This window comes from Vibrio sp. 2130-1 (assembly GCF_033339515.1).
In genome coordinates this window covers 1-22,764 of sequence record NZ_JAWOUT010000028.1, presented here as the reverse complement: position 1 = coordinate 22,764, position 22,764 = coordinate 1, and the positions used below count along the sequence as shown (strand labels likewise).

General features: G+C 45.4%; 16 protein-coding genes. 10 read left to right on the top strand and 6 right to left on the bottom strand.

Annotated elements, in window-relative coordinates:
* Nucleotides 1-57: 57 nt before the first annotated feature.
* Nucleotides 58-4,260: a DNA-directed RNA polymerase subunit beta' gene (gene rpoC, locus R7Q09_RS23210; protein ID WP_005382514.1), complete on the top strand. Its 4,203-nt coding sequence runs from the start codon at nt 58-60 to the stop codon at nt 4,258-4,260.
* Between the two features lie 174 nt (nt 4,261-4,434).
* Here the strand turns inward: rpoC and R7Q09_RS23205 are convergent, their stop codons facing one another.
* Nucleotides 4,435-4,926 (bottom strand): Rsd/AlgQ family anti-sigma factor, encoded by a 492-nt coding sequence (locus R7Q09_RS23205; protein WP_005382515.1) that lies wholly within the window; start codon nt 4,924-4,926, stop codon nt 4,435-4,437.
* A gap of 177 nt (nt 4,927-5,103) precedes the next feature.
* Here R7Q09_RS23205 and nudC point away from each other — a divergent pair, with 177 nt between their 5' ends.
* Nucleotides 5,104-5,901, top strand: a complete 798-nt coding sequence (gene nudC / locus R7Q09_RS23200; RefSeq protein WP_054575543.1) for an NAD(+) diphosphatase — start codon at nt 5,104-5,106, stop codon at nt 5,899-5,901.
* A 247-nt stretch (nt 5,902-6,148) separates the two neighbouring features.
* Entirely contained in the window at nt 6,149-7,216 is a 1,068-nt protein-coding gene (hemE, locus tag R7Q09_RS23195; RefSeq protein ID WP_005384692.1) for a uroporphyrinogen decarboxylase, read from the top strand.
* A 240-nt stretch (nt 7,217-7,456) separates the two neighbouring features.
* Here hemE and R7Q09_RS23190 read toward each other — a convergent pair whose 3' ends face one another.
* Entirely contained in the window at nt 7,457-8,029 is a 573-nt protein-coding gene (locus R7Q09_RS23190; protein ID WP_005382518.1) for a uracil-DNA glycosylase family protein, read from the bottom strand.
* A gap of 2 nt (nt 8,030-8,031) precedes the next feature.
* The gene (locus R7Q09_RS23185) at nt 8,032-8,955 is read right to left on the bottom strand and encodes a D-2-hydroxyacid dehydrogenase (protein ID WP_005384694.1); all 924 of its coding nucleotides are present in this window, start codon (nt 8,953-8,955) and stop codon (nt 8,032-8,034) included.
* Between the two features lie 66 nt (nt 8,956-9,021).
* On the opposite strand from R7Q09_RS23185, the gene R7Q09_RS23180 reads away from it, so the two are divergent.
* Nucleotides 9,022-9,609: a YjaG family protein gene (locus tag R7Q09_RS23180; protein ID WP_005382520.1), complete on the top strand. Its 588-nt coding sequence runs from the start codon at nt 9,022-9,024 to the stop codon at nt 9,607-9,609.
* Between the two features lie 79 nt (nt 9,610-9,688).
* On the opposite strand, the gene R7Q09_RS23175 is transcribed toward R7Q09_RS23180, so the two are convergent.
* The gene (locus R7Q09_RS23175) at nt 9,689-10,825 is read right to left on the bottom strand and encodes a hemolysin family protein (protein WP_213877947.1); all 1,137 of its coding nucleotides are present in this window, start codon (nt 10,823-10,825) and stop codon (nt 9,689-9,691) included.
* A 253-nt stretch (nt 10,826-11,078) separates the two neighbouring features.
* Between R7Q09_RS23175 and hupA the strand changes: the two genes are divergently transcribed.
* Together hupA and R7Q09_RS23165 are read left to right on the top strand one after the other, a co-directional pair.
* Nucleotides 11,079-11,351 carry a nucleoid-associated protein HU-alpha gene (gene hupA, locus R7Q09_RS23170; protein WP_005382524.1) on the top strand — a complete coding sequence of 91 codons (273 nt, stop codon included), beginning with the start codon at nt 11,079-11,081 and terminating at the stop codon, nt 11,349-11,351.
* A 39-nt stretch (nt 11,352-11,390) separates the two neighbouring features.
* Nucleotides 11,391-12,089, top strand: a complete 699-nt coding sequence (locus tag R7Q09_RS23165) for a DUF1481 domain-containing protein (protein WP_213872162.1) — start codon at nt 11,391-11,393, stop codon at nt 12,087-12,089.
* An 84-nt stretch (nt 12,090-12,173) separates the two neighbouring features.
* Here R7Q09_RS23165 and purD read toward each other — a convergent pair whose 3' ends face one another.
* Together purD and purH are read right to left on the bottom strand one after the other, a co-directional pair.
* Nucleotides 12,174-13,463: a phosphoribosylamine--glycine ligase gene (purD, locus tag R7Q09_RS23160; RefSeq protein WP_213877951.1), complete on the bottom strand. Its 1,290-nt coding sequence runs from the start codon at nt 13,461-13,463 to the stop codon at nt 12,174-12,176.
* Nucleotides 13,464-13,618: 155 nt separating this feature from the next.
* Nucleotides 13,619-15,211 (bottom strand): bifunctional phosphoribosylaminoimidazolecarboxamide formyltransferase/IMP cyclohydrolase, encoded by a 1,593-nt coding sequence (gene purH / locus R7Q09_RS23155; RefSeq protein ID WP_213963121.1) that lies wholly within the window; start codon nt 15,209-15,211, stop codon nt 13,619-13,621.
* A 265-nt stretch (nt 15,212-15,476) separates the two neighbouring features.
* Between purH and zntR the strand changes: the two genes are divergently transcribed.
* The 4 genes from zntR (at nt 15,477) to R7Q09_RS23135 (ending at nt 21,901) form a co-directional block, all read left to right on the top strand.
* Nucleotides 15,477-15,875, top strand: coding sequence for a Zn(2+)-responsive transcriptional regulator (gene zntR, locus R7Q09_RS23150; RefSeq protein WP_005382529.1), 399 nt, complete (start codon nt 15,477-15,479; stop codon nt 15,873-15,875).
* Between the two features lie 163 nt (nt 15,876-16,038).
* The gene (gene cadC / locus R7Q09_RS23145; RefSeq protein WP_005382530.1) at nt 16,039-17,601 is read left to right on the top strand and encodes a lysine decarboxylation/transport transcriptional activator CadC; all 1,563 of its coding nucleotides are present in this window, start codon (nt 16,039-16,041) and stop codon (nt 17,599-17,601) included.
* 703 nt (nt 17,602-18,304) lie between these two features.
* Nucleotides 18,305-19,648, top strand: coding sequence for a cadaverine/lysine antiporter (gene cadB, locus R7Q09_RS23140; RefSeq protein ID WP_213904162.1), 1,344 nt, complete (start codon nt 18,305-18,307; stop codon nt 19,646-19,648).
* A gap of 117 nt (nt 19,649-19,765) precedes the next feature.
* Entirely contained in the window at nt 19,766-21,901 is a 2,136-nt protein-coding gene (locus R7Q09_RS23135) for a lysine decarboxylase CadA (RefSeq protein ID WP_005451159.1), read from the top strand.
* Nucleotides 21,902-22,764 lie beyond the last annotated feature (863 nt).

Genomic DNA, 22,764 nt, shown 5'->3' with positions numbered 1-22,764 from the left:
GAAGAAGGTGCTCACTTTAGCGAGTGAGCTCCTTTTAACTCCTTACAGGAGCTGATTGTGAAAGACTTATTAAACTTTCTAAAAGCACAGCATAAGACCGAAGAATTTGATGCAATCAAAATCGGTCTATCTTCACCAGACATGATCCGTTCATGGTCTTTCGGTGAAGTTAAAAAACCTGAAACGATCAACTATCGTACGTTCAAACCTGAACGCGATGGTCTGTTCTGTGCGCGTATCTTTGGTCCAGTTAAAGACTACGAATGTCTTTGTGGTAAGTACAAGCGCCTGAAGCACCGTGGTGTTATCTGTGAGAAGTGTGGTGTAGAAGTTACACAAACTAAAGTTCGTCGTGACCGTATGGGCCACATTGAACTGGCTTCACCAGTAGCTCACATCTGGTTCCTAAAATCGCTACCGTCTCGTATCGGTCTACTAATGGATATCCCTCTACGTGATATCGAACGCGTTCTGTACTTCGAAATGTACGTAGTAACAGAGCCTGGTATGACTGATCTAGAAAAAGGTCAGATGCTTACTGAAGAAGAGTATCTAGATCGTCTAGAAGAGTGGGGCGATGAGTTCACTGCTAAGATGGGTGCGGAAGCTATCAAGGACCTACTAGGTTCTATGGATATGCACGCTGAAGCAGAACAAATGCGTGAAGAGTTAGAGACAACAAACTCTGAAACTAAGCGTAAGAAAGTAACTAAGCGTCTTAAGCTGGTAGAAGCGTTCATCGCATCGGGTAACAACCCAGAGTGGATGATCCTAACTGTACTTCCAGTACTTCCGCCAGATCTACGTCCTCTAGTACCTCTAGATGGCGGTCGCTTTGCGACTTCTGATCTTAACGATCTATACCGTCGTGTGATCAACCGTAACAACCGTTTGAAGCGTCTTCTAGAGCTAGCTGCTCCGGACATCATCGTACGTAACGAAAAACGTATGCTGCAAGAGTCTGTTGATGCGCTACTAGATAACGGTCGTCGTGGTCGTGCGATCACAGGTTCTAACAAGCGTCCTCTGAAATCTCTTGCTGATATGATCAAGGGTAAACAAGGTCGCTTCCGTCAGAACCTTCTAGGTAAACGTGTAGACTACTCTGGCCGTTCTGTAATCACAGTAGGTCCATACCTTCGTCTACACCAGTGTGGTCTTCCTAAGAAGATGGCACTTGAGCTATTCAAACCATTCATCTACAGCAAGCTAGAGACTCGTGGTCTTGCGACTACAATCAAAGCTGCTAAGAAAATGGTAGAGCGTGAAGAAGCGGTCGTTTGGGATATCCTAGACGAAGTAATCCGTGAACACCCAGTACTATTGAACCGTGCACCTACACTTCACCGTCTAGGTATCCAGGCGTTCGAACCAGTACTGATCGAAGGTAAAGCGATTCAGCTACACCCACTTGTATGTGCGGCGTACAACGCGGACTTCGATGGTGACCAAATGGCGGTTCACGTACCTCTAACTCTAGAGGCACAGCTTGAAGCTCGTACTCTGATGATGTCGACAAACAACATTCTGTCACCAGCGTCAGGTGATCCGATCATCGTACCTTCTCAGGACGTTGTATTGGGTCTGTACTACATGACTCGTGAAAAGATCAACGTGAAAGGTGAAGGCATGTACCTTTCTGGCCCAGAAGAGGCTGAGAAAGCATACCGCACTAAACAAGCTGAGCTTCACGCACGCGTTAAAGTACGTATTACAGAAACTGTTGTAGACGAAGACGGCAACAGCACTACAGAAACCAAGATGGTAGACACCACTGTTGGTCGTGCAATGCTATGGCAAATCGTGCCAGCTGGTCTACCGTACAGCATCGTTAACCAAAAGCTAGGTAAGAAGCAAATCTCTAACCTACTTAACGAGGCGTACCGTAAACTAGGTCTGAAAGACACAGTAATCTTCGCTGACCAAATCATGTACACAGGTTTCGCATACGCGGCACTTTCTGGTGTATCTGTTGGTATCGACGATATGGTTGTACCAGCAGCTAAGTACACTGAAATCGCAGAAGCGGAAGAAGAAGTACGTGAAATCCAGGAACAGTACCAATCAGGTCTTGTTACTGCGGGCGAACGCTACAACAAAGTTATCGATATCTGGGCATCGACCAACGACCGTGTTGCGAAAGCAATGATGGAAAACCTTTCATCTGAAACGGTAGTTAACCGTGACGGTGAAGAGGAACAGCAAGAGTCATTCAACAGCATCTATATGATGGCGGACTCGGGCGCTCGTGGTTCTGCAGCACAGATTCGTCAGCTTGCGGGTATGCGTGGTCTGATGGCGCGTCCAGATGGTTCAATCATCGAAACGCCGATCACAGCGAACTTTAAAGAAGGTCTAAACGTACTTCAGTACTTTATCTCAACGCACGGTGCTCGTAAGGGTCTTGCGGATACGGCACTGAAAACAGCGAACTCGGGTTACCTAACTCGTCGTCTAGTAGACGTTGCTCAAGACGTTGTTGTAACTGAACATGACTGTGGCACTCACGAAGGTGTCGACATGATGCCTCACATCGAGGGTGGTGATGTTAAAGTTGCACTTTCTGAGCTTGCTCTTGGTCGTGTTGTTGCTGAAGACGTACTAAAACCTGGCACTGAAGACGTTCTTATTCCACGTAACACCCTGATCGATGAGAAGTGGTGTCAAATCATGGAAGAGAACTCAGTAGACAGCATGAAAGTGCGCTCTGTAGTAACGTGTGATTCTGACTTCGGTTGTTGTGCACAATGTTACGGTCGTGACCTAGCACGTGGTCACCTAGTGAACCAAGGTGAAGCAGTGGGTGTTATTGCTGCTCAGTCTATCGGTGAGCCAGGTACACAGCTAACGATGCGTACGTTCCACATCGGTGGTGCGGCATCGACAGCAGCGGCAGAGAACAGTGTTCAAGTTAAGAACAACGGTTCTATCAAGCTACACAACGCTAAATCTGTATTGGCTGATGACGGTAAGATCGTTATCACTTCTCGTGCGACAGAGTTAACTATCGTTGATGAGTTTGGTCGTACTAAAGAGAAACACAAACTGCCTTACGGTACGCTACTAAGCAAAGGCGATGGTGATACAGTTCAAGCTGGCGAAACAGTTGCAAACTGGGAAGCGCACACACTACCTATCATTACCGAGGTAGCAGGTCGCATCCAGTTCGTAGATATGATCGACGGCGTAACAGTATCTCGTCAAACTGATGACCTAACTGGTCTATCTTCAAGCGAAGTAACTGACCCAGCAGCTCGCCCTTCAGCAGGTAAAGATATGCGTCCAGCTATCAAACTTGTTGACGAGCAAGGTAACGATGTAATGATCCCTGGTACTGATATGCCAGCTCACTACTTCCTACCTGGTAAAGCGATTGTGAACATCGAAGATGGCGCAGCAGTAGGTGTTGGTGCGACACTAGCACGTATTCCTCAGAAGTCTGGCGGTAACAAAGATATCACCGGTGGTCTTCCACGAGTTGCTGACCTATTTGAAGCACGTAAGCCGAAAGAGCCTGCAATCCTTGCTGAGCACACAGGTACTGTGAGCTTTGGTAAAGAGACGAAAGGTAAACGTCGCCTAGTGATCACACGTGAAAGCGGTGAAGCTTACGAAGAGATGATTCCTAAGCATCGTCAGTTGAACGTATTCGAAGGTGAAAAAGTTGAACGTGGTGATGTGATCGCAGATGGTCCAGAGTCTCCACATGACATCCTACGTCTACGTGGCGTACACGCGGTAACGCAGTACATTGCTAACGAAGTACAGGAAGTTTACCGTCTACAAGGCGTTAAGATTAACGATAAGCACATTGAAACTATCGTTCGTCAGATGCTACGTAAGTGTACTATTACCCACTCTGGTGACTCTGAGTTCCTACCTGGTGAACAGATTGAGTACTCACAAGTTAAGATTGCTAACCGTAACCTAGAAGCTGAAGGCAAAGAGCCTGCACGTTTCGAACGTGAACTACTAGGTATTACTAAAGCATCTCTAGCGACTGAGTCGTTCATCTCTGCGGCATCGTTCCAGGAGACAACTCGCGTACTAACAGAAGCTGCGGTTTCTGGTAAGCGTGATGACCTACGTGGTCTGAAAGAGAACGTAATTGTTGGTCGTCTGATCCCAGCTGGTACTGGTTTCGCATACCACCAAGAGCGTCAAGCTAAACGTTCTGAAGCGCAAGATGGTCCTTCTGCTGAGCAAGCAACGGATAACCTAGCGGCACTTCTAAACGCTGGTTTCTCTTCTGAAGAGTAAGTCATATAACGAGTAATCGTTAAAAGCTTAAGAAAAAGGCACCTTCGGGTGCCTTTTTAGTTTTTTTATACTGCTTTGTTCTTCCGGTGGGATTTTCGATAAAGCTAGAAACAAAAAAGACCGACGATGATCGTCAGTCTTTTCTCTCACTCTATTTCTGAATGTTTGCAAATACTAAGCTCCAGGTGGCATAGACAGGCTTTCTGCGATTTGCTGTATCAGATAGTCCTCGACTTCAAAGCGAGTCTCAAGAATTTCCCCAATGAGACACATATCAGAATCGAAATCATTTAATTCATCATCTTCAGTCACTTCTGAGTACTTATCGTTAAAGTTCAATAATGGTTCAGTCGTTAGAACAATTTGACCATAGGTTTGATTGATCTCATTAGTCACGACAAAGCCGGTTGCTTTCCAACGGTCCATAACCATGTCATAAATTTTAAAGTGGCCTTCGGAGATGTAATCAACGAGGTGCTGACAGAAATCCTGCAGTTCGGAAGGAGATGGGAGTTCAATAACATTGGTTTTCGAACAAGGTTGCAGCGCTGCAAGCTTACAATATTCAACAATCAGGGATTGTCGTGTCTCTAACCAGTGATCAATGACATCACTTGAGCCACCCCACTGGTCTTGTGTTTGTTTGAATTTTCTTAGCATGACCATGCCCTCATGATCTGATCGCCCATCGGCGAACGTATCCTTTGCAAAGCAAAGTTAGTAAAGTTATTACAAACTCTTGTCCTTACTAGAATTTAGAGTGCACATTTACTTAACGATAAACTCTAGTATGAAATTAGATTGCCAGTAAAATGAACGAACTTCAAGCAAAGGGATGGTGTAATGTTAAGAAAAGGTGATGTTAACCGCGCGATAAATGCATACTGGTGTGTTGTTGCAGGAAGTGAAATTTGGCTGGTGGATGGTGCTGTGCCCTTCGGGTCTGCAGAGCAGTTATCACTGCCAGTAACGAGTGCAAGACCCATTGGTGAGTATTCTGGTTCGCCCGTCATGTGGCTTAACTTGGCCGATTTAGAGCATGATCTACCTTTAGTATCCCTGCGTGACTGCCTGCATTTTCCTGAGCCATTATTTATGTTGTTAAGTAAAGCTGTGCAATATGGGCACATGACGCAAAGTTTGCGCTTTTGCCCACAGTGTGGAGGAAGAAACTTTCTTAATAATAACCAGTTAGCCATGCAGTGTGGTGAATGTCGCACCCTTCATTATCCTAGAATATTTCCGTGTATTATCGTTGCTGTACGTAAAGAAAATCAGATTTTATTAGCCCAACATCCAAGGCATCGAAATGGTATGTATACGGTTATTGCTGGCTTCTTAGAAGTCGGTGAGACATTAGAAGAGTGTGTGGCTCGAGAAATTCATGAAGAAACGGGAATTCTCGTTAAAAATATTCGTTACTTTGGCAGCCAGCCTTGGGCTTTCCCATCCAGTATGATGATGGGGTTTTTAGCTGACTATGAATCGGGAGAGTTAAGTCCAGACTACACTGAGCTGTCTGATGCACAATGGTTTGGTATCGACGAGATGCCGCCTGTTGCGCCTAAAGGAACGATTGCAAGAGCACTTATCGAGCAGACGCTGAAAGATATAGACACTAATTATCTGATAAATAGATAAAAAAAACCCTCCGAGAGGGAGGGGGTAAGTAAGATGTCGTTATGAGATGCTGAGTACTAAGTACTCAGTTTATAATTGTAGTTTTCGCTAGCGAACAAATTTTTAACACTGATACCGATTGGGTGCAAATTAAGCATTGATTTAAAAGTTAATAACTTGATCCAGGTTGCAAAGCACACAGCTATTGGACTTAAATCAGTGATAGAATACCCCCTTTCACAGAAAGCCTAACAGTTGGAATTACGGAATGACTGAATTAAAAAATGATCGTTATCTGCGTGCGCTTTTAAAAGAGCCGGTAGATTACACGCCAGTATGGATGATGCGCCAGGCAGGTCGTTACCTACCAGAATACAAAGCGACTCGTGCAGAAGCGGGTGATTTCATGTCTTTGTGTCGAAATGCAGAATTAGCATCCGAAGTGACACTTCAACCATTACGCCGTTTTCCTCTTGATGCCGCGATCTTATTCTCGGACATCTTAACGATTCCAGATGCAATGGGGCTTGGTTTACGTTTTGCTGCGGGTGAAGGACCTGTTTTTGATAACCCAATTACATGCAAAGCCGACGTGGAAAAAATTGGTTTGCCAGATCCTGAAGGTGAACTGCAATACGTAATGAACGCAGTACGCCAGATCCGTAAAGACCTGAAGGGTGAAGTGCCGCTGATTGGTTTTTCTGGTAGTCCTTGGACTCTTGCGACGTATATGATCGAAGGTGGTAGCTCTAAAGCGTTTACCAAGATCAAGAAGATGATGTACGCGGAACCACAAACTCTGCACCTACTTCTAGATAAGCTGGCAGACAGCGTTATCGAGTACTTAAACGCGCAAATTAAAGCGGGTGCGCAATCGGTAATGGTATTTGACACATGGGGTGGCGTACTAACGCCTCGTGATTACAATCTGTTCTCACTGCAATACATGCACAAGATTGTAGATGGTCTGATTCGTGAAAACGACGGTCGTCGCGTGCCAGTCACACTATTTACTAAGAATGGCGGCATGTGGCTTGAGCAAATCGCAGCAACGGGCTGTGATGCGGTTGGTCTAGACTGGACAATCAACATTGCAGACGCGAAAGCACGTATCGGTGATAAAGTGGCGCTGCAAGGTAACATGGACCCATCAATGCTTTACGCTTCACCAGAGCGTATCCGTGAAGAAGTCGCGGGTATTCTAGAAGGTTTTGGTGATGCAGGTACTGGTCATGTGTTCAACCTAGGTCACGGTATCCATTTGGATGTGCCGCCAGAAAACGCGGGCGTATTTGTGGAAGCGGTACACGAGCTATCTAAGCCATACCACAAGTAAGTTAGATCTTTTGAAATCAAATGCCGGCATTCAGTGCCGGTATTTTTTTGCCTAAAATTCATTTTTTCTATCTGAGACTCAAGGCTGTACAGCTCTAGTAGTATTTGGCCTACTATGATCTAATTACTACTCTAGCTGTACATTAGACATTAAAATTTAATATAAACAAATACTTATAATTTCTGGTTTTATGTTCTAATTTTCTTGTACAGATAAACAAGCAATTAGATCATGGGTAACCTAAAGCATCGAGTGAACGCGTTTTTTAAGGTATGGTACGACGTCAGATTCAAACCAAGGATTCTTCTTTAACCACAATGTATTGCGCGGAGATGGGTGAGGGAGCGGGATAAAGTCCGGTTCCCAATCTTGCCATTGCTGAACGGTTTGCGTGAGCGTCTTTGGTTTGTTGGTGAGATAGTACTGCTGCGAGTACTGACCAATTAGTAGAGTGAGCTCTATATTGGGCAGCTGCTCAAGAATCTTTTTATGCCAAGTGGGCGCACATTCTTTACGAGGCGGTAAATCACCAGAGTTCCCTTTGCCTGGATAACAGAATCCCATTGGGACAATGGCAATTTTATTTGGGTCGTAGAAAACGTCTTTGTCGATATCGAGCCATTGGCGTAATCGATCACCACTTGGGTCATTCCAAGGTATCGAGGTTTTGTGTACACGTGTGCCAGGGGCCTGACCGATGATTAGGATGCGTGCCCCTTTTGCTGCTTGCACGACAGGGTTTGCACCCAAAGGTAAGTTATCCGCGCAGATCTGGCAGGCCCTCACTTGCTGCAATAGCTCGTCTAACGACATTCTTAGTAACCCTTTTCGAAATCCACTTGATAATTTAATGAAAACCCATCGCGCCAGCGTAGATAGTTGTCAGCAAAAATCTCGATGACTTGCTCGGGAAAACTCAGCGCAGCAATGTGTGGAGTGATGGTGACTTGCGGTAGTTTCCAAAATGGATGCTCTACCGACAACGGTTCTTGATCAAACACATCTAAGAAGGCGTGTTCTACCCAACGGTTTTTCAGAGCGAAGAGCAACCCTGCCTCATCCAGTACGTCGCCACGACCTACGTTAAACAATAACGCCTGATTTAGTTGGCTGAGCGTTTGACGATTAAGTAACTGTCGCGTCTCAGGTGTACTTGGTAGAGTATTCACAACGATGTCGGCTTGCTCAAATGCCTTACTTAGTTCATTGATATGAAAGGTCTGATGAAACTCGCCGCCTGGAGTAGGGATACCTGTGCGGTTAATACCGATAGTTTTTATCCCCATTGCTTTAGCGGCGTTGCCCAGATAGCCCCCAATGCTACCGGTACCAAGAATTACCATGGTTTTACTTTTTAATGACGTGTACAGGTGAGGCTGCCATTGTTTGTTTTGTTGCTGCTGGTGGTATCGGGCAAAGTGGCGGTAATGGGCAATACTGTAACCCAAAACATATTCAGCAATCAGTGGACCAAAGATGCCTCGAACGTTAGTTAGAGTATAGTCCTGACGAAGGCTAGGGGATGTTAAGGCGTTGACACCAGCAAACGTGGATTGTACCCATTCAAGCTGTGAAAACTCGTCTAAGCTTTGTGATAGTAAGGGTGGATCCGCTAGTACGATCTGAGCGGCTTCTGGTTGGTCGGTGAGGCAAAGATCGGGCAGATTTTTCTCTGCCAGTAACGTTTTGTAGGTGTCGCGATGCTCTGAGAGCAGGAAAATCTGATTTGAATGCGGCATTAACTTTTTTCCCTGTGATGAATCAAGTACACTTTCGCTGTTTTTTTCTTCAATGATTGAGTGACTATGCTTAAGAATCCTCTTCAGGTTCGTTTAGAAAAACTAGAACCTTGGCAACAAATTACCTTTATGGCGTGTCTGTGTGAACGCATGTATCCAAACTATGCGATGTTTTGTGAGAATACAGAATTTGCTGACCCGCGTGCTTACCGAGCGATTCTTGATAGTGTATGGGAAATTTTGACAGTTAAGAACGCGAAAATTAACTTCGAACGTCAATTGGAGAAGTTAGAAGAGTTGTTCCCAAGTGCGGATGAGTTCGATTTTTACGGCGTTTACCCAGCGATGGACGCGTGTCAGGGTTTGTCTACGTTACTGCATGGTCTATTGGACCGCGACTACCTTTTCGATTCAATGCTTAAAGTGAGTCAACAGTCGGTACAAACCGTTGCTGATCTAGAGCAAGCACAAGGCGCAGAGCCAATCACTAACGACAACCAGAAAGAAAACGAAGCCGTATGTGAAGAGTGGGACGTCCAGTGGGCTATCTTCCGTCCGCTGCGTGAAGCGGTAGAACGTGACATCAGCTTGATTAAAGATTTGCGTGAAGAGCTACGTGAAGAAGGTGTGAGCAACATCGGTATTGCACTTTAATCGTTGAATAAATAGAAAAAGGCATCCTAACTGGATGCCTTTTTTGTTTGTGCGTTTAAGCTGTTATACCTAATGCTGATTACGATTCTTTCGAGTCGGGTTTCGGTGGCTCTTGAGCTTCTGGCTCTTTATCCTGCTTCTCCGGCTCATTATCTTCTTCTTCATCGTCATCGCGGCTTTCGATTACGCCGTGCATTTCTTTCCAGCTTTCCCAGCGTTGGTAAGCCAGCTCCTGCATGTCAGTGCTTTTATCTGCTTCGTCGATGATCTCCTCGCCTACGAGGTGTTCAAAAATATCTTCCAACGTTACCAAACCTAGCACGGTACCGTATTCATCAACAACAAGTGCCAGCTGTAAGCGATGAGTCATCATCTGGTCGAATACTTTAGGTAAAGTGGTATTGTTTAGCACCACTTGAATTGGGCGCATGATTGCTCCCAACTGTTTCTGTCCACAACCTGATTGTTGTAGTTTGAACAACTCAAGGCGATGCACAAAACCAATGATGTTATCTTTCTGTTCGCTGTAAACCAATGGGCGTGAGAAAGGCGTATCTTTGTGTTTTTCTAGGAACTCATTGATGGTCATTGTGGCATCGACACGGAATACTACTGGTCGTGGCGTCATAACCTGCGTTACGGGTACATCTTGGATGCCAAGCAAGTTGCTTAAGATTTTTGATTCACCCTCGGCAAATTCACCGCTTTCACGTGCCAGAATCGCCATTGCAGACAGCTCATCACGCATCTTCGGAGCTTCGTGGTTACGAGCAAGACGCTTGGTGATTTGCTCTGAGAACCAAACAAAGGGTGTAAGCGCCCATACCATCCAACGCAATGCGACCGCGGCAGTGGGTGCCAACTGGCGCCAGTAGGTCGCGCCAATCGTCTTCGGTACGATTTCTGAAAGCACTAAGATCGCCAATGTCAGCACTGCCGAAAAGATACCTAATGCTTCGCTACCAAATACAACCGCAGCTTGTGCACCAGCAGTGGCAGCGCCGATAGTGTGAGCGATGGTGTTTAAAGTCAGAATAGATGCCAGTGGTCGGTCGATATCTGATTTCAGCTTAGCCAATTGCCCAGCTGCGGGATGCCCCTGTTGATTGAGCTGCGCAATGTAGCTCGGACTGATACTCAGCAGTACCGCCTCCAGCACCGAACAGATAAACGAAATGCCGATTGCAATAGAGATATAAATGGATAACAGCAGCATAGTTGCCCTTGAATGTAGTTTGATAGTGGTTATTTGCAGCTATTATAACCGCAAAAGTGACTTATAAATTGGTCCAAATACCTTGGAAAGCAAGGGTTTTCAGGGGGTATGTGGTAACAAATTGTGAGTTATTACTCATATTATGGCTAAAAGTACGTCAGAAAATCGAAAGATCGCTTACAAACCTTTGCCAGATGGGGCATTTATGTTTTAGAGTGAGACGAATTCGATAACCTATGAGAAGGGAAACCTAATGAACAAGACCCAATTAATCGACTTTATCGCAGAGAAAGCAGACCTATCAAAAGCACAAGCAAAAGCTGCTCTTGAAGCGACTCTTGATGGTGTAACTGGCGCACTTAAAGAGGGTGACCAAGTTCAACTAATTGGTTTTGGTACATTCAAAGTAAACCACCGCGCTGCACGTACTGGTCGTAACCCTAAGACTGGTGACGAGATTCAAATCGCAGCAGCTAACGTACCAGCATTCGTAGCAGGTAAAGCGCTGAAAGAATCAGTAAACTAAGTTAGAATGCACCGAGGTATCCTGCCTCGGTGCAATTTCATGAAAAAACATCTACTCACTTCACTTCTCCTATCTAGCCTTACCCTTTTTGGCTGTTCATCGGTTGAAACTCCTAATTTAGAACAATTCACGCATTTTTCTGGTGGTAAAGTTGCGGGAGATGCTAGCAGCTTGTACTGGATGACAGAGAAACTCACTCGTGTGAGTACGGCGGCTGATTATGTGACTATGGGGGACAATGGTTGGTTCAAGAGTGATTATCGCTGGGATGAAGGTGAGTTGCGAGAGTTGATTCGAAAAGGCGAGCAAGTTGATACCAAACAAGAGTTGGTGCCTTTTCAAATCCACATCCGTTTCAATAAAGATGGCGAAGCGGTTTACCAACAATATCGTGTTAACCTTAAAGTCTTACCACTCCAGCATGACCAATTAGAGCGCTACAAAGCAGAAGCGAATGACGTAGTGGCATCGGTTAAGGCGCAGTCTCGTAACAATCAGAGCCTTATTCAAGGTTATTGGAATGGTCAATCGTTTGAAACCTGCAAAGGTAAGGTGTTCTCGACACTCGAGTTTAATCAGACGCTGCCAAAATTTATTATCGAGCGTCTCTCATCGGTAGACAGTTATGTGGCTTTTGTCGGCAAGCAGTCACGAAACAAAGCAATGGTCGATGAACTGTTGATGCTCAATGACGATGACTTTGATTGTGTTTCTCGGCCAAAGTTGATCTCTGAATAAACATTGCTTCGAATTCTGTCGAACAAGAACAATAAAAAAAGGCGCTGAGTGCGCCTTTTGTTTTTTAGCCAACTTATGTTGTTTTTATTTGTCTTGCTCACGTGCAATTGCACGGTAGCCGATATCGTTGCGATGGAACATGCCATCCCAACTGATCTGTTTTGCAAGCTCGTAAGCACGCTGCTGCGCTTCTGATACGCTGTTGCCAAGTGCGGTTGCACAAAGAACGCGACCACCGTTTGTCACGATGTCGCCATCTTTGTTATCTGTACCTGCATGGAAGACTTTTTCGCCTTCAATTTCAACTTGTGGCAGACCCGAAATTACGTCGCCTTTGTTGTATGCAGCTGGGTAACCACCGGCTGCTAACACGATACCAATCGATGCTCGTGGATCCCACTTCGATTCCGCTTGATCCAGTTTCTCGTCGATTGCCGCTAGGCACAGATCAACAAGATCCGATTCCATGCGCATCATGATAGGTTGTGTCTCTGGATCACCGAAGCGGCAGTTGTACTCGATTACTTTCGGAGTGCCGTCTTTGTCGATCATAAGACCCGCGTATAGGAAACCAGTGTAAGGGTTACCTTCAGCGGCCATGCCACGTACTGTTGGGTAAATCACTTCTTCCATGATGCGGTTGTGGATTTCCTGTGTTACCACTAGAGCTGGCGAGTACGCGCCCATGCCACCAGTGTTAGGACCTGTATCTTTGTCACCTACGCGTTTGTGATCTTGGCTGGTGGCCATTGGCAGAACGTTCTCACCATCCACCATCACGATGAAGCTTGCTTCTTCACCATCTAGGAACTCTTCGATAACGACACGGCTACCAGCATCACCAAATGCGTTACCAGCTAGCATGTCTTTGATTGCGTCTTCGGCTTCTTCTAGCGTCATTGCCACAATCACGCCTTTACCAGCCGCAAGGCCGTCGGCTTTCACCACAATCGGCGCACCTTGCTCACGCACGTAAGCCAGTGCAGGCTCGATTTCAGTGAAATTCGCGTAGGCACCCGTTGGGATTTGGTGACGAGCAAGGAAGTCTTTAGTAAACGCTTTAGAGCCTTCAAGTTGCGCTGCGGCTTGGGTAGGACCAAAGATTGGTAAGCCCGCTTCGCGGAACGCATCAACCACACCAATAACCAATGGTGCTTCTGGGCCAACGATAGTCAGTTCAATCGCCTTCTCTTTGGCGAAAGCAACAAGGCCAGCGATGTCTTCTACATCGATGTTTACGTTCTCTAGTTTTGGCTCTAGTGCTGTACCTGCGTTGCCTGGTGCAACGAAGATAGTCTCAACATTTGGGTTTTGCGCTGCTTTCCAGCCTAGCGCATGTTCACGACCGCCTGAACCAATGATTAAAACTCGCATATGAAAATCCCTAATCTTATAAATACTGTTTACTCAAAGTAGTTGGTGATGTGGCTAGGCAACAATTGAGCCCATCCCCGGGAGCATAGCCAGCTATGTGACCGGGGTGGGCGAAAGCAGCTAACGACGCCACAGTGCCAAATACGAAGAGGAAATTAGTGGCGGAAGTGACGCATACCCGTAAAGATCATCGCCATGCCGTGTTCGTCTGCCGCTGCGATAACTTCGTCATCACGCATAGAACCACCTGGTTGGATAACACACTTGATGCCTGCTTCTGCAGCCGCGTCGATACCGTCACGGAATGGGAAGAATGCATCTGATGCCATTACACAACCTTCAACCTGTAGACCTTCGTCTGCAGCTTTGATGCCTGCGATTTTCGCAGAGTAAACGCGGCTCATTTGGCCAGCACCTACACCGATAGTCATGTCGCCTTTCGAGTAAACGATTGCGTTAGATTTCACGTATTTCGCTACTTTCCAGCAGAACAGTGCATCTTTCAGCTCTTCTTCTGTTGGCTGGCGCTTAGAAACCACTTTTAGATCGTCTAGGCTCACCATACCTTGGTCTCGGTCTTGAACCAGTAGACCACCGTTGACGCGTTTCACGTCAAAGCCAGTTGTCTTCGTTGTCCATTCGCCACATTCAAGTAGACGCACGTTCTTCTTCGCTGCAACCACTTCAATCGCTTCAGCAGAAACAGAAGGTGCGATGATCACTTCAACGAATTGACGTTCAACAATAGCGGTTGCTGTTTCAGCATCTAGCTCTTGGTTGAATGCAATGATGCCGCCGAATGCAGATGTTGGGTCAGTTTGGTAAGCACGGTTGTACGCTTCTAGGATGTCTTTACCTAGAGCAACACCGCATGGGTTTGCGTGTTTTACGATTACACATGCTGGCTCGTTGAACTCTTTCACACACTCAAGTGCGGCGTCCGTGTCTGCGATGTTGTTGTAAGAAAGGGCTTTACCTTGGATTTGGCGAGCAGTAGAAACGGATGCTTCTTGTGGGTTTGCTTCAACGTAGAATGCGGCTGCTTGGTGGCTGTTCTCACCGTAGCGCATGTCTTGCTTCTTCTCGAACTGTTGGTTGAACGTACGAGGGAATTTGCTCTCTTCATCACCGTCTTTGTTCTCACCGTAAGATGGAACCATAGTGCCGAAGTAGTTTGCGATCATGCCGTCGTAAGATGCTGTGTGCTCGAATGCTGCGATAGCTAGGTCGAAACGAGTTTCTAGTGTTAGAGATTTCTCGTTCGCGTCCATTTCAGCGATAACGCGGTTGTAGTCGTGAGCGTTCACAACGATAGTCACGTCTTTGTGGTTTTTCGCTGCAGAGCGAACCATTGTTGGACCACCGATGTCGATGTTCTCAACCGCATCAGCAAGCGTACAGCCTTCTTTAGCAACGGTTTCTGCGAATGGGTATAGGTTAACGACAACCATATCGATAGGGTTGATGCCGTGCTTTTCCATCACGTCATCATCTTGGCCACGACGACCAAGCACACCACCGTGAACTTTTGGGTGAAGCGTTTTAACGCGGCCGTCCATCATTTCTGGGAAACCAGTGTAGTCAGAGACTTCGGTTACGGCGATGCCTTGTTCGGCAAGTAGGCGAGCTGTACCACCAGTAGATAGGATATCGACACCGCGCTCAGCAAGAGCTTGCGCAAACTCAACAATACCTGTTTTGTCTGATACGCTGATAAGCGCACGGCGAATAGGACGAGCGTTATTCATGCTTCCATTTTCCTCAAATTCACGGAGTTAAAGATGTTTGCCAAAAATGAACTTGTTTTTACCTCTTGGGGTAAAATATTGGCCAGTTTTGGTAAAGACCTTTGCAGGGTGTTTTCTGGTTAGAAAACAGTCTCCACATTTGATGGCGCGTATTCTAACCAATTTATTACAAAAAAGCTCGCGCAATCGTTTGGCATCTCAAAAATAATTGCAAAAAAGTCGTTCTTTAGCTTTAAAAGTAACGAGATAGTTAATAGGGAAAGTTATGTTTCAGATAGGTGAACTGGCAAAACGTTGTGGTGTGACTGCCGATACATTGCGTTTCTACGAGAAAAACGCGCTAATAAAACCCGCAGGGCGAAGCGAATCAGGCTACCGCTTGTATGATGAAGAGAATCAAAAGCAGGTGCACTTTATCCTCAAAGGTAAAGATCTTGGCTTGAGTCTGGATGAAATTAAAGACCTGTTAGAAATTAAGTTAGAAGCGACAGAACACAGCTGTGCAGAGGTAAAAGCCATTACTTCTGCTAAGTTAGAGCTGATTGATGGGAAAATTAACGAGCTGACGAAAATTCGCCGAGCGTTAAAGAAGATTAATGATGCTTGTTGTGGTCATACAGACGATGACGCCACACATTGCTCTATCCTCGCAGCACTTGAGTAGTCTCATTCTTGCATCACTTAACTTAAGTTTGCATTTTTGGCGACTTGCTTTTCTAGGTACACGCTGCTTTCCCACCTATAATCTTGCCTTTAGTTACTTGTAGGAATCGACCATTGTCTGATTCCTAGCGTAACGCTGTCTGTAGATACGAGAGTTTTCATACATGGTTGGAGTCTATTTTCAAATCAATGACTGGGTTTTGAGCGTTGATGAAAATAAGCTGTATCGACAAGATAGGGAAGTTACTGTTGAGCCACGCTTAATTAATCTTTTGCACTTCTTAGCGGAGCATGCGAATGAGGTGTTCAACCGCGAGGAATTGATTCAGTACGTTTGGGCTGGAGCGATTGTGACCGATCAAGTGGTGACTCAATCCATCTTTGAGTTGCGTAAGCTACTACGTGACGGTCGAGAGGAAAATACCAACTACGTTATCACGGTGCCCAAGCGTGGCTATAAGCTGGTAGCGAACGTGGTTACTATGACGCATGAAGAGTTTGTCACAAGTCGGCAAAATGAAGAGATCCCACCTTCGGTTGAAGAATCGGAAGAGGATTGTCTACCTATAGCACCAGCCGTTACCTTTCCTGCCGGTCCTCTAACTCGCGCGGTCTGCGAGATGTCAAAAGAGAAAAAAGCACCTCAGAGCAAAAACAAAATCAGTCCTTGGCGATTGGGAATTATGAACTTCATCTGGATCAGTATGTTGGTCGTAGTGATGGGCGTGTTTACCTACAAGCAATCGGAAGTGCGTATTACCCAAGCCATCGATACCCATCTGATTGAGTTCAAGTTTCAAGATAATTTTACGAATGAAGGATTAAGCTACGATTTGGCAGACGGATTCGCCCAAAAGTTGATGTCCGACATTGCTCAAGTCAGTGATTACCGAGTCATGCTAAAGAAGGCGTCGTTTACTTCTGGCATTGTGCCTGGTAAATCGGTTGTGGTGAGAGTTCGTGAGAATGACGGTGGCAGCTTTTTAGAGGTGGAATATCGCAATAACTCATCTGAAAAAGTGTTGTTTAGTCGTCAATACGCGTTAACCAGTAGTCATTTAAAGACAGTGCTTCAACAAGCATCGTTGGATTTGATGCAAGTGCTGAAAGTATCGGATGCCAAATTGAAATCTACGATGCTGGTGGCGGGAATGCCAATGAATCCCGACGCGTTGGAGTTGTTTGTTCAGGCTAACCATTACCTTAATGTCTCTGATACTAAACAATTCCGCCAAGGTATCGACTTGATGGAAAACATTTTAGAAATCGAGCCGGATAATGCTTACGTTCAAGCTGAGTTGTTGATTGCTTACCATGTACAAAAGGCACTTGATTTCTCACAGGAGTTGAAGAAAGGGCGAATGCAGCAGCTCAGTGAAGCACTAGAGACTAATGTGAAAATGATGGTGGGGCCAATTCAACCGCGAATTTATGAAGCTTTAGCACTGCACGAAACCATCATTGGTGACATGGCGTTAGCCAAGCGGCATCTCGGACAGGCATTGAGGTTACGTGATTCAGTGCTTTCCTATGTGATTCGCGGTAAGCACGCCGAATTGGATGGTGATCTGGATTTAGCCAGTGAGTCTTACAGTGAAGCTTTCTATATTGATACGTCGGTTGAGACGTACCTGCTGTGCGAAAACTTGGTCTTCCCAAGTAACATGAAGGCGATTGATTACGCCATGTATCGCGCCGTTCACCCTTCTGTCGTTCGAATGCTTTAATTCTCTCGGACTCAACGTCAGTCTAATGCTAGCCCCTCATTTCGGTGAGGGGCTTTTTTGTCGCTGTCGAAAAGTGAAAAGGGTGAGGCGGTGGGGCAATGACTTACGAAGGAGCTAACAACGCAAGCTTGCAACGGGAATACATACCCGCTTTGCTTCTCTATCTCTATCTCTATCTCTATCTCTATCTCTATCTCTATCTCTATCTCTATCTCTATCTCTATCTCTATTGATTGTATGAAGTGTCTGGATGAGTTATGTGGCGAGAATGATTCTGATGCTTTCTTGCAGGAGAGATGAATATTGATGTGGGTCAAAAAGCGCGATCAGGGAGAGATTTATGGAATCAACACTTCAGGGAATTAACCCTTCGGGATGGGGAAGTTGATAGAGGTTGATAACTTTTATCGCGATGACCAACGAGTTAATGAGAGTTTATCTATCGGTAGAAGGTTTGATGTTTTTCTTATAACTAAATGAATAATATGGTTTTATATTTTTGTGTTTATCATGTTTACCTCAACTTGATGTTGATTAACTAATCATTTTATTGATAACCCCAAGTTTATTTTTTTCCCAGTTTTTGGGCGTAGTCTTCACTTCGAAATTTAGCGAGGTCGAGCAGGTTCTTCCTCATAGCATCTCGCTAATAACCATTCAGTTTGAGTCATGTTGACTCGAGTAGAATAGATTTGGAGATGTTATGTCATCGAATGCGAAAAAAATCGGCCTTATTGCCTGTACGGGTGTCGTAGCCGGTAACATGATGGGTAGTGGTATTGCACTATTACCTTCTAGTCTTGCCTCTGTAGGCTCTGTTTCAATCTTCAGTTGGCTGATCTGTTTGGTCGGTGCACTGAGTCTGGCGTTCGTTTACGCTCGTCTGGCAACCAAAAACCCACAAGAAGGTGGTCCTATCGCTTATGCTGGCGAAGTGTCTCCGGTATTTGGTTTCCAAACGGGCGTTCTTTATTACCACGCGAACTGGATCGGTAACCTGGCTATTGCCATTACAGGTGTTTCTTACCTTTCAGTATTCTTCCCTGTGCTTAATAACCCAATCCCAGCAGGTATTGCGACGATTGCATCGGTATGGATCTTCACTTTCGTCAACCTACTTGGTGGTAGCTGGGTAAGCCGTCTATGTACGCTTGGTTTAGTTCTTATCCTTATCCCAGTTGTTGGTACAGCTGCATTTGGTTGGACACACTTCGACACTGCGCTTTACAGCCAAAACTGGAACGTATCTGCGGGTACTGATAGCCATGCGATTGTGACTGCGGTTCTTATCTGTCTATGGTCATTCGTAGGTGTGGAATCAGCAGCGGTATCGACTGGTATGGTAGAAAACCCTAAACGGACTGTACCACTAGCAACTATGTTAGGTACTGGTATCGCAGGTGTGATTTACATCCTATCAACTCAAATGATCAGCGGCATGTTCCCAGCGTCAGAAGTTGCGGCATCAGGTGCGCCATTTGCACTAGCAACCACTGAGCTATTCGGTAGCTGGACAGCACCATTCGTATCAGCATTCACAGCACTAGCATGTTTCACTTCGCTAGGTTCTTGGATGATGCTGGTGGGCGAGGCTGGTAAACGTGCCGCGAGCGATGGCAACTTCCCGAAAGTCTACGGCGAAACTGACAAAAACGGTGTGCCTAAGAAAGGTCTAATCCTTGCGTCAATCAAGATGACTGCGCTGATGGTTGTACTGATGTTCTTCAGCTCTAAAACAGCACACGCATCAGACCTATTCAACCAGCTAACAACTGACGCAGTTCTACTAACTATGCTGCCTTACTTCTACTCAAGCATTAACTTGATTCGCTTCGAAGGTATGACAACACGCAACGGCTTCGTAATGCTGTTCTCTGGTGTGGCTTGTCTGTTCTGCTTCATCGCACTAGCAGGTGCAGAGGGCGGTACGCTAACAGCAACCTTCATCGTGTCTCTTGTTATCTTGATGTTCTACAGCAAAAAAGCAGGTCTTGCTCAGTACGTGAAAATGCACGCTGACGACATACCTGCCCAAGCAAGCAACTAATCCCCAAAACGCTGGCACTACGGTGCCAGCCCATAAAACCCAAATTCACGCGGCGCTCACCTTACTCATTGCCTGTAAATGGCAAAGAGCGCCCTCATTCGCCTTGGAGATGTCCAAATGAATATATTCGCTATCTTGAACCACATGGGTGTGTTCTTTAAAGAAGAGCCAGTTCGTCAACTTCACGCTGCTCTTGAGAAAGCGGGCTACGAAGTGGTTTACCCAGTAGATGATAAAGACTTGATCAAAATGATTGAGATGAACCCTCGCATTTGCGGTGTGTTGTTCGACTGGGATAAATACTCACTAGAGCTATGTGAACGTATCAGCCAAATCAACGAAAAACTGCCTGTTCACGCATTTGCTAACGAACAGTCTACTCTAGACATTTCACTAACAGACCTACGTCTAAACGTGAGCTTCTTCGAGTACGCTTTAGGTATGGCTGACGACATCGCTATCAAAATCAACCAAGCGACTGAGGCATACAAAGATGCCATCATGCCTCCATTCACTAAAGCGTTATTCAAATACGTAGAAGAAGGTAAATACACCTTCTGCACTCCAGGTCACATGGGCGGTACTGCATTCCAGAAAAGCCCTGCTGGTAGCATCTTCTACGATTTTTACGGTCCAAACACATTCAAAGCGGACGTATCAATCTCAATGCCTGAGCTAGGTTCTCTACTAGACCACTCAGGTCCACATAAAGATGCAGAAGAATACATTGCACGTACATTCAATGCAGACAGCTCTTACATCGTAACGAACGGTACATCTACATCGAACAAAATCGTTGGTATGTACTCAGCACCTGCTGGCAGCACAGTACTGATTGACCGTAACTGTCACAAATCTCTGACTCACCTAATGATGATGAGCGACGTGACACCAATCTACTTCCGCCCAACTCGTAACGCATACGGCATCCTTGGTGGTATTCCACAAAGTGAATTCAGCCGCGATGTCATTGCAGAGAAAGTGGCGAAAACACCAGGTGCAACAGCACCAACTTACGCAGTAGTGACTAACTCAACTTACGATGGCCTGTTGTACAACACGCAATTCATCAAAGAGTCGCTAGATTGTAAACACATCCACTTCGACAGTGCTTGGGTGCCTTACACTAACTTCAACCCAATTTACGAAGGTAAATGTGGTATGAGTGGTGAAGCGATGCCAGGCAAAGTGTTCTACGAAACACAATCAACACACAAACTGTTGGCAGCGTTCTCACAAGCTTCAATGATTCACGTGAAAGGTGACTTTGATAAAGAATCTTTCAACGAAGCATTCATGATGCACACTTCAACTTCACCTCAGTACGGCATTGTTGCTTCTACTGAAACTGCAGCGGCAATGATGCGCGGCAACACTGGTAAGAAGTTGATGCAAGACTCTATCGATCGCGCAATCCGCTTCCGTAAAGAGATCAAACGTCTAGAAGCAGAAAGCGACAGTTGGTTCTTCGATGTATGGCAACCAGAAAACATCGATACCACAGAATGTTGGAAACTAGACCCTAGCGACACATGGCACGGCTTCAAGAACATGGATGACAACCACATGTATCTTGATCCAATCAAAGTAACGCTACTGACTCCTGGGATGAATAAAGAAGGCGAACTAGAAGAATCAGGTATTCCTGCTTCGCTGGTGGCTAAATTCCTAGACGAGCGCGGCATCGTGGTAGAGAAAACAGGTCCATACAACTTGTTGTTCCTATTCTCAATCGGTATCGACAAATCAAAAGCAATGCAATTGCTACGCGGTCTAACTGAATTTAAACGTGGCTACGACTTGAACCTAACCATCAAGAGCTTCCTACCTTCGCTATACAACGAAGACCCAAGCTTCTATGAAGGCATGCGTGTTCAAGAACTAGCACAAGCAATTCATGACCTAACTAAGAAATACAACCTACCAGAGCTAATGTACAAAGCGTTCGATGTACTTCCAGAAATGAAAGTAACACCACACGCAGCATGGCAAGAAGAGCTTCGCGGTAACGTAGAAGAAATCAAACTGGAAGAAATGGTTGGCCGCGTAAGTGCGAACATGATCCTTCCTTACCCTCCAGGTGTGCCACTAGTACTTCCTGGTGAAATGGTGACTCAAGAGTCTCGCCCTGTGCTGGACTTCCTAGAGATGCTTTGTGAGATCGGTGCGCATTACCCAGGTTTCGAAACCGACATCCACGGTCTATACCAACAAAAAGATGGTAGCTACACCGTAAAAGTATTGAAGAACTAAGTTCCTCTCGAAGATGACGCCATTGGGAATGCAAGCATGCTCCACTCTTACGAGCTCAATGCGTCATCGAACAATAACGACATTTAGATATACCCCTAACTAATCTGTCGTAAAGAGGAGGGCAAGGATGCTCTGATCTTTTCTTCTATATATAGAAGAAACACTTTTCCAAGACTTCACCTGAAGTACCCCAAATAAAAAGCAAAGACCAAAAGAGCAGTTCGTCATCGTTCTGCTCTTTTTTTCATCTTTTATATAGGTAGAAAGAGAAAAAAGAACCAAGAGAGATAAGATCAGCAACCGAAATCACAAAGAAATCGGCGATCTTTTAATGCAGAAGTCAGGTGTTTCATCATGAAAAGATCCTCTGCAACCCGAAATATTAGACAAGATCGTTGAGTATCTATGCGGAATGCTCGTTATTTGTTCGGTTGAAAGTTTTTTTGCAAAAAACGCTTGTGCTAATTTCTCAACCCCCTATACTGCGCATCCACCGACACGGAGTGAGACGAAAGTCACACAGCGAGTCGGGAAGAGAGAAAAAAGAATTTGAAAAAAATGCTTGACTCTCTCACGGTGTGAAGTAAGATACGCACCCCTAACGACAAGCAACTAAGTTGCTGAAAATGTTAGAAAAGCTCTTTAAAAATAAGAACCTATCAATCTGTGTGGGCACTCGTTGATGATAATCCAATTAGATACTTCGGTATCAAATTAGGTTTCAATGAAACGAAGTGACCATTGAATCGAAAGATTCAGCACAGTCAATTCAAACATTACTTATGTAATGTTCAGTATTCATTGAGCCGACAAAATCTTAAATTGAAGAGTTTGATCATGGCTCAGATTGAACGCTGGCGGCA

Bases quoted from the DNA above. Each gene is read 5' to 3' on its own strand.
- R7Q09_RS23205 (WP_005382515.1), bottom strand. From the start codon at position 4,926: ATGGTCATGCTAAGAAAATTCAAACAAACACAAGACCAGTGGGGTGGC.
- nudC (WP_054575543.1), top strand. From the start codon at position 5,104: ATGTTAAGAAAAGGTGATGTTAACCGCGCGATAAATGCATACTGGTGT.
- hemE (WP_005384692.1), top strand. From the start codon at position 6,149: ATGACTGAATTAAAAAATGATCGTTATCTGCGTGCGCTTTTAAAAGAG.
- R7Q09_RS23190 (WP_005382518.1), bottom strand. From the start codon at position 8,029: ATGTCGTTAGACGAGCTATTGCAGCAAGTGAGGGCCTGCCAGATCTGC.
- R7Q09_RS23185 (WP_005384694.1), bottom strand. From the start codon at position 8,955: ATGCCGCATTCAAATCAGATTTTCCTGCTCTCAGAGCATCGCGACACC.
- R7Q09_RS23180 (WP_005382520.1), top strand. From the start codon at position 9,022: ATGCTTAAGAATCCTCTTCAGGTTCGTTTAGAAAAACTAGAACCTTGG.
- R7Q09_RS23175 (WP_213877947.1), bottom strand. From the start codon at position 10,825: ATGCTGCTGTTATCCATTTATATCTCTATTGCAATCGGCATTTCGTTT.
- hupA (WP_005382524.1), top strand. From the start codon at position 11,079: ATGAACAAGACCCAATTAATCGACTTTATCGCAGAGAAAGCAGACCTA.
- R7Q09_RS23165 (WP_213872162.1), top strand. From the start codon at position 11,391: ATGAAAAAACATCTACTCACTTCACTTCTCCTATCTAGCCTTACCCTT.
- purD (WP_213877951.1), bottom strand. From the start codon at position 13,463: ATGCGAGTTTTAATCATTGGTTCAGGCGGTCGTGAACATGCGCTAGGC.
- purH (WP_213963121.1), bottom strand. From the start codon at position 15,211: ATGAATAACGCTCGTCCTATTCGCCGTGCGCTTATCAGCGTATCAGAC.
- zntR (WP_005382529.1), top strand. From the start codon at position 15,477: ATGTTTCAGATAGGTGAACTGGCAAAACGTTGTGGTGTGACTGCCGAT.
- cadC (WP_005382530.1), top strand. From the start codon at position 16,039: ATGGTTGGAGTCTATTTTCAAATCAATGACTGGGTTTTGAGCGTTGAT.
- cadB (WP_213904162.1), top strand. From the start codon at position 18,305: ATGTCATCGAATGCGAAAAAAATCGGCCTTATTGCCTGTACGGGTGTC.
- R7Q09_RS23135 (WP_005451159.1), top strand. From the start codon at position 19,766: ATGAATATATTCGCTATCTTGAACCACATGGGTGTGTTCTTTAAAGAA.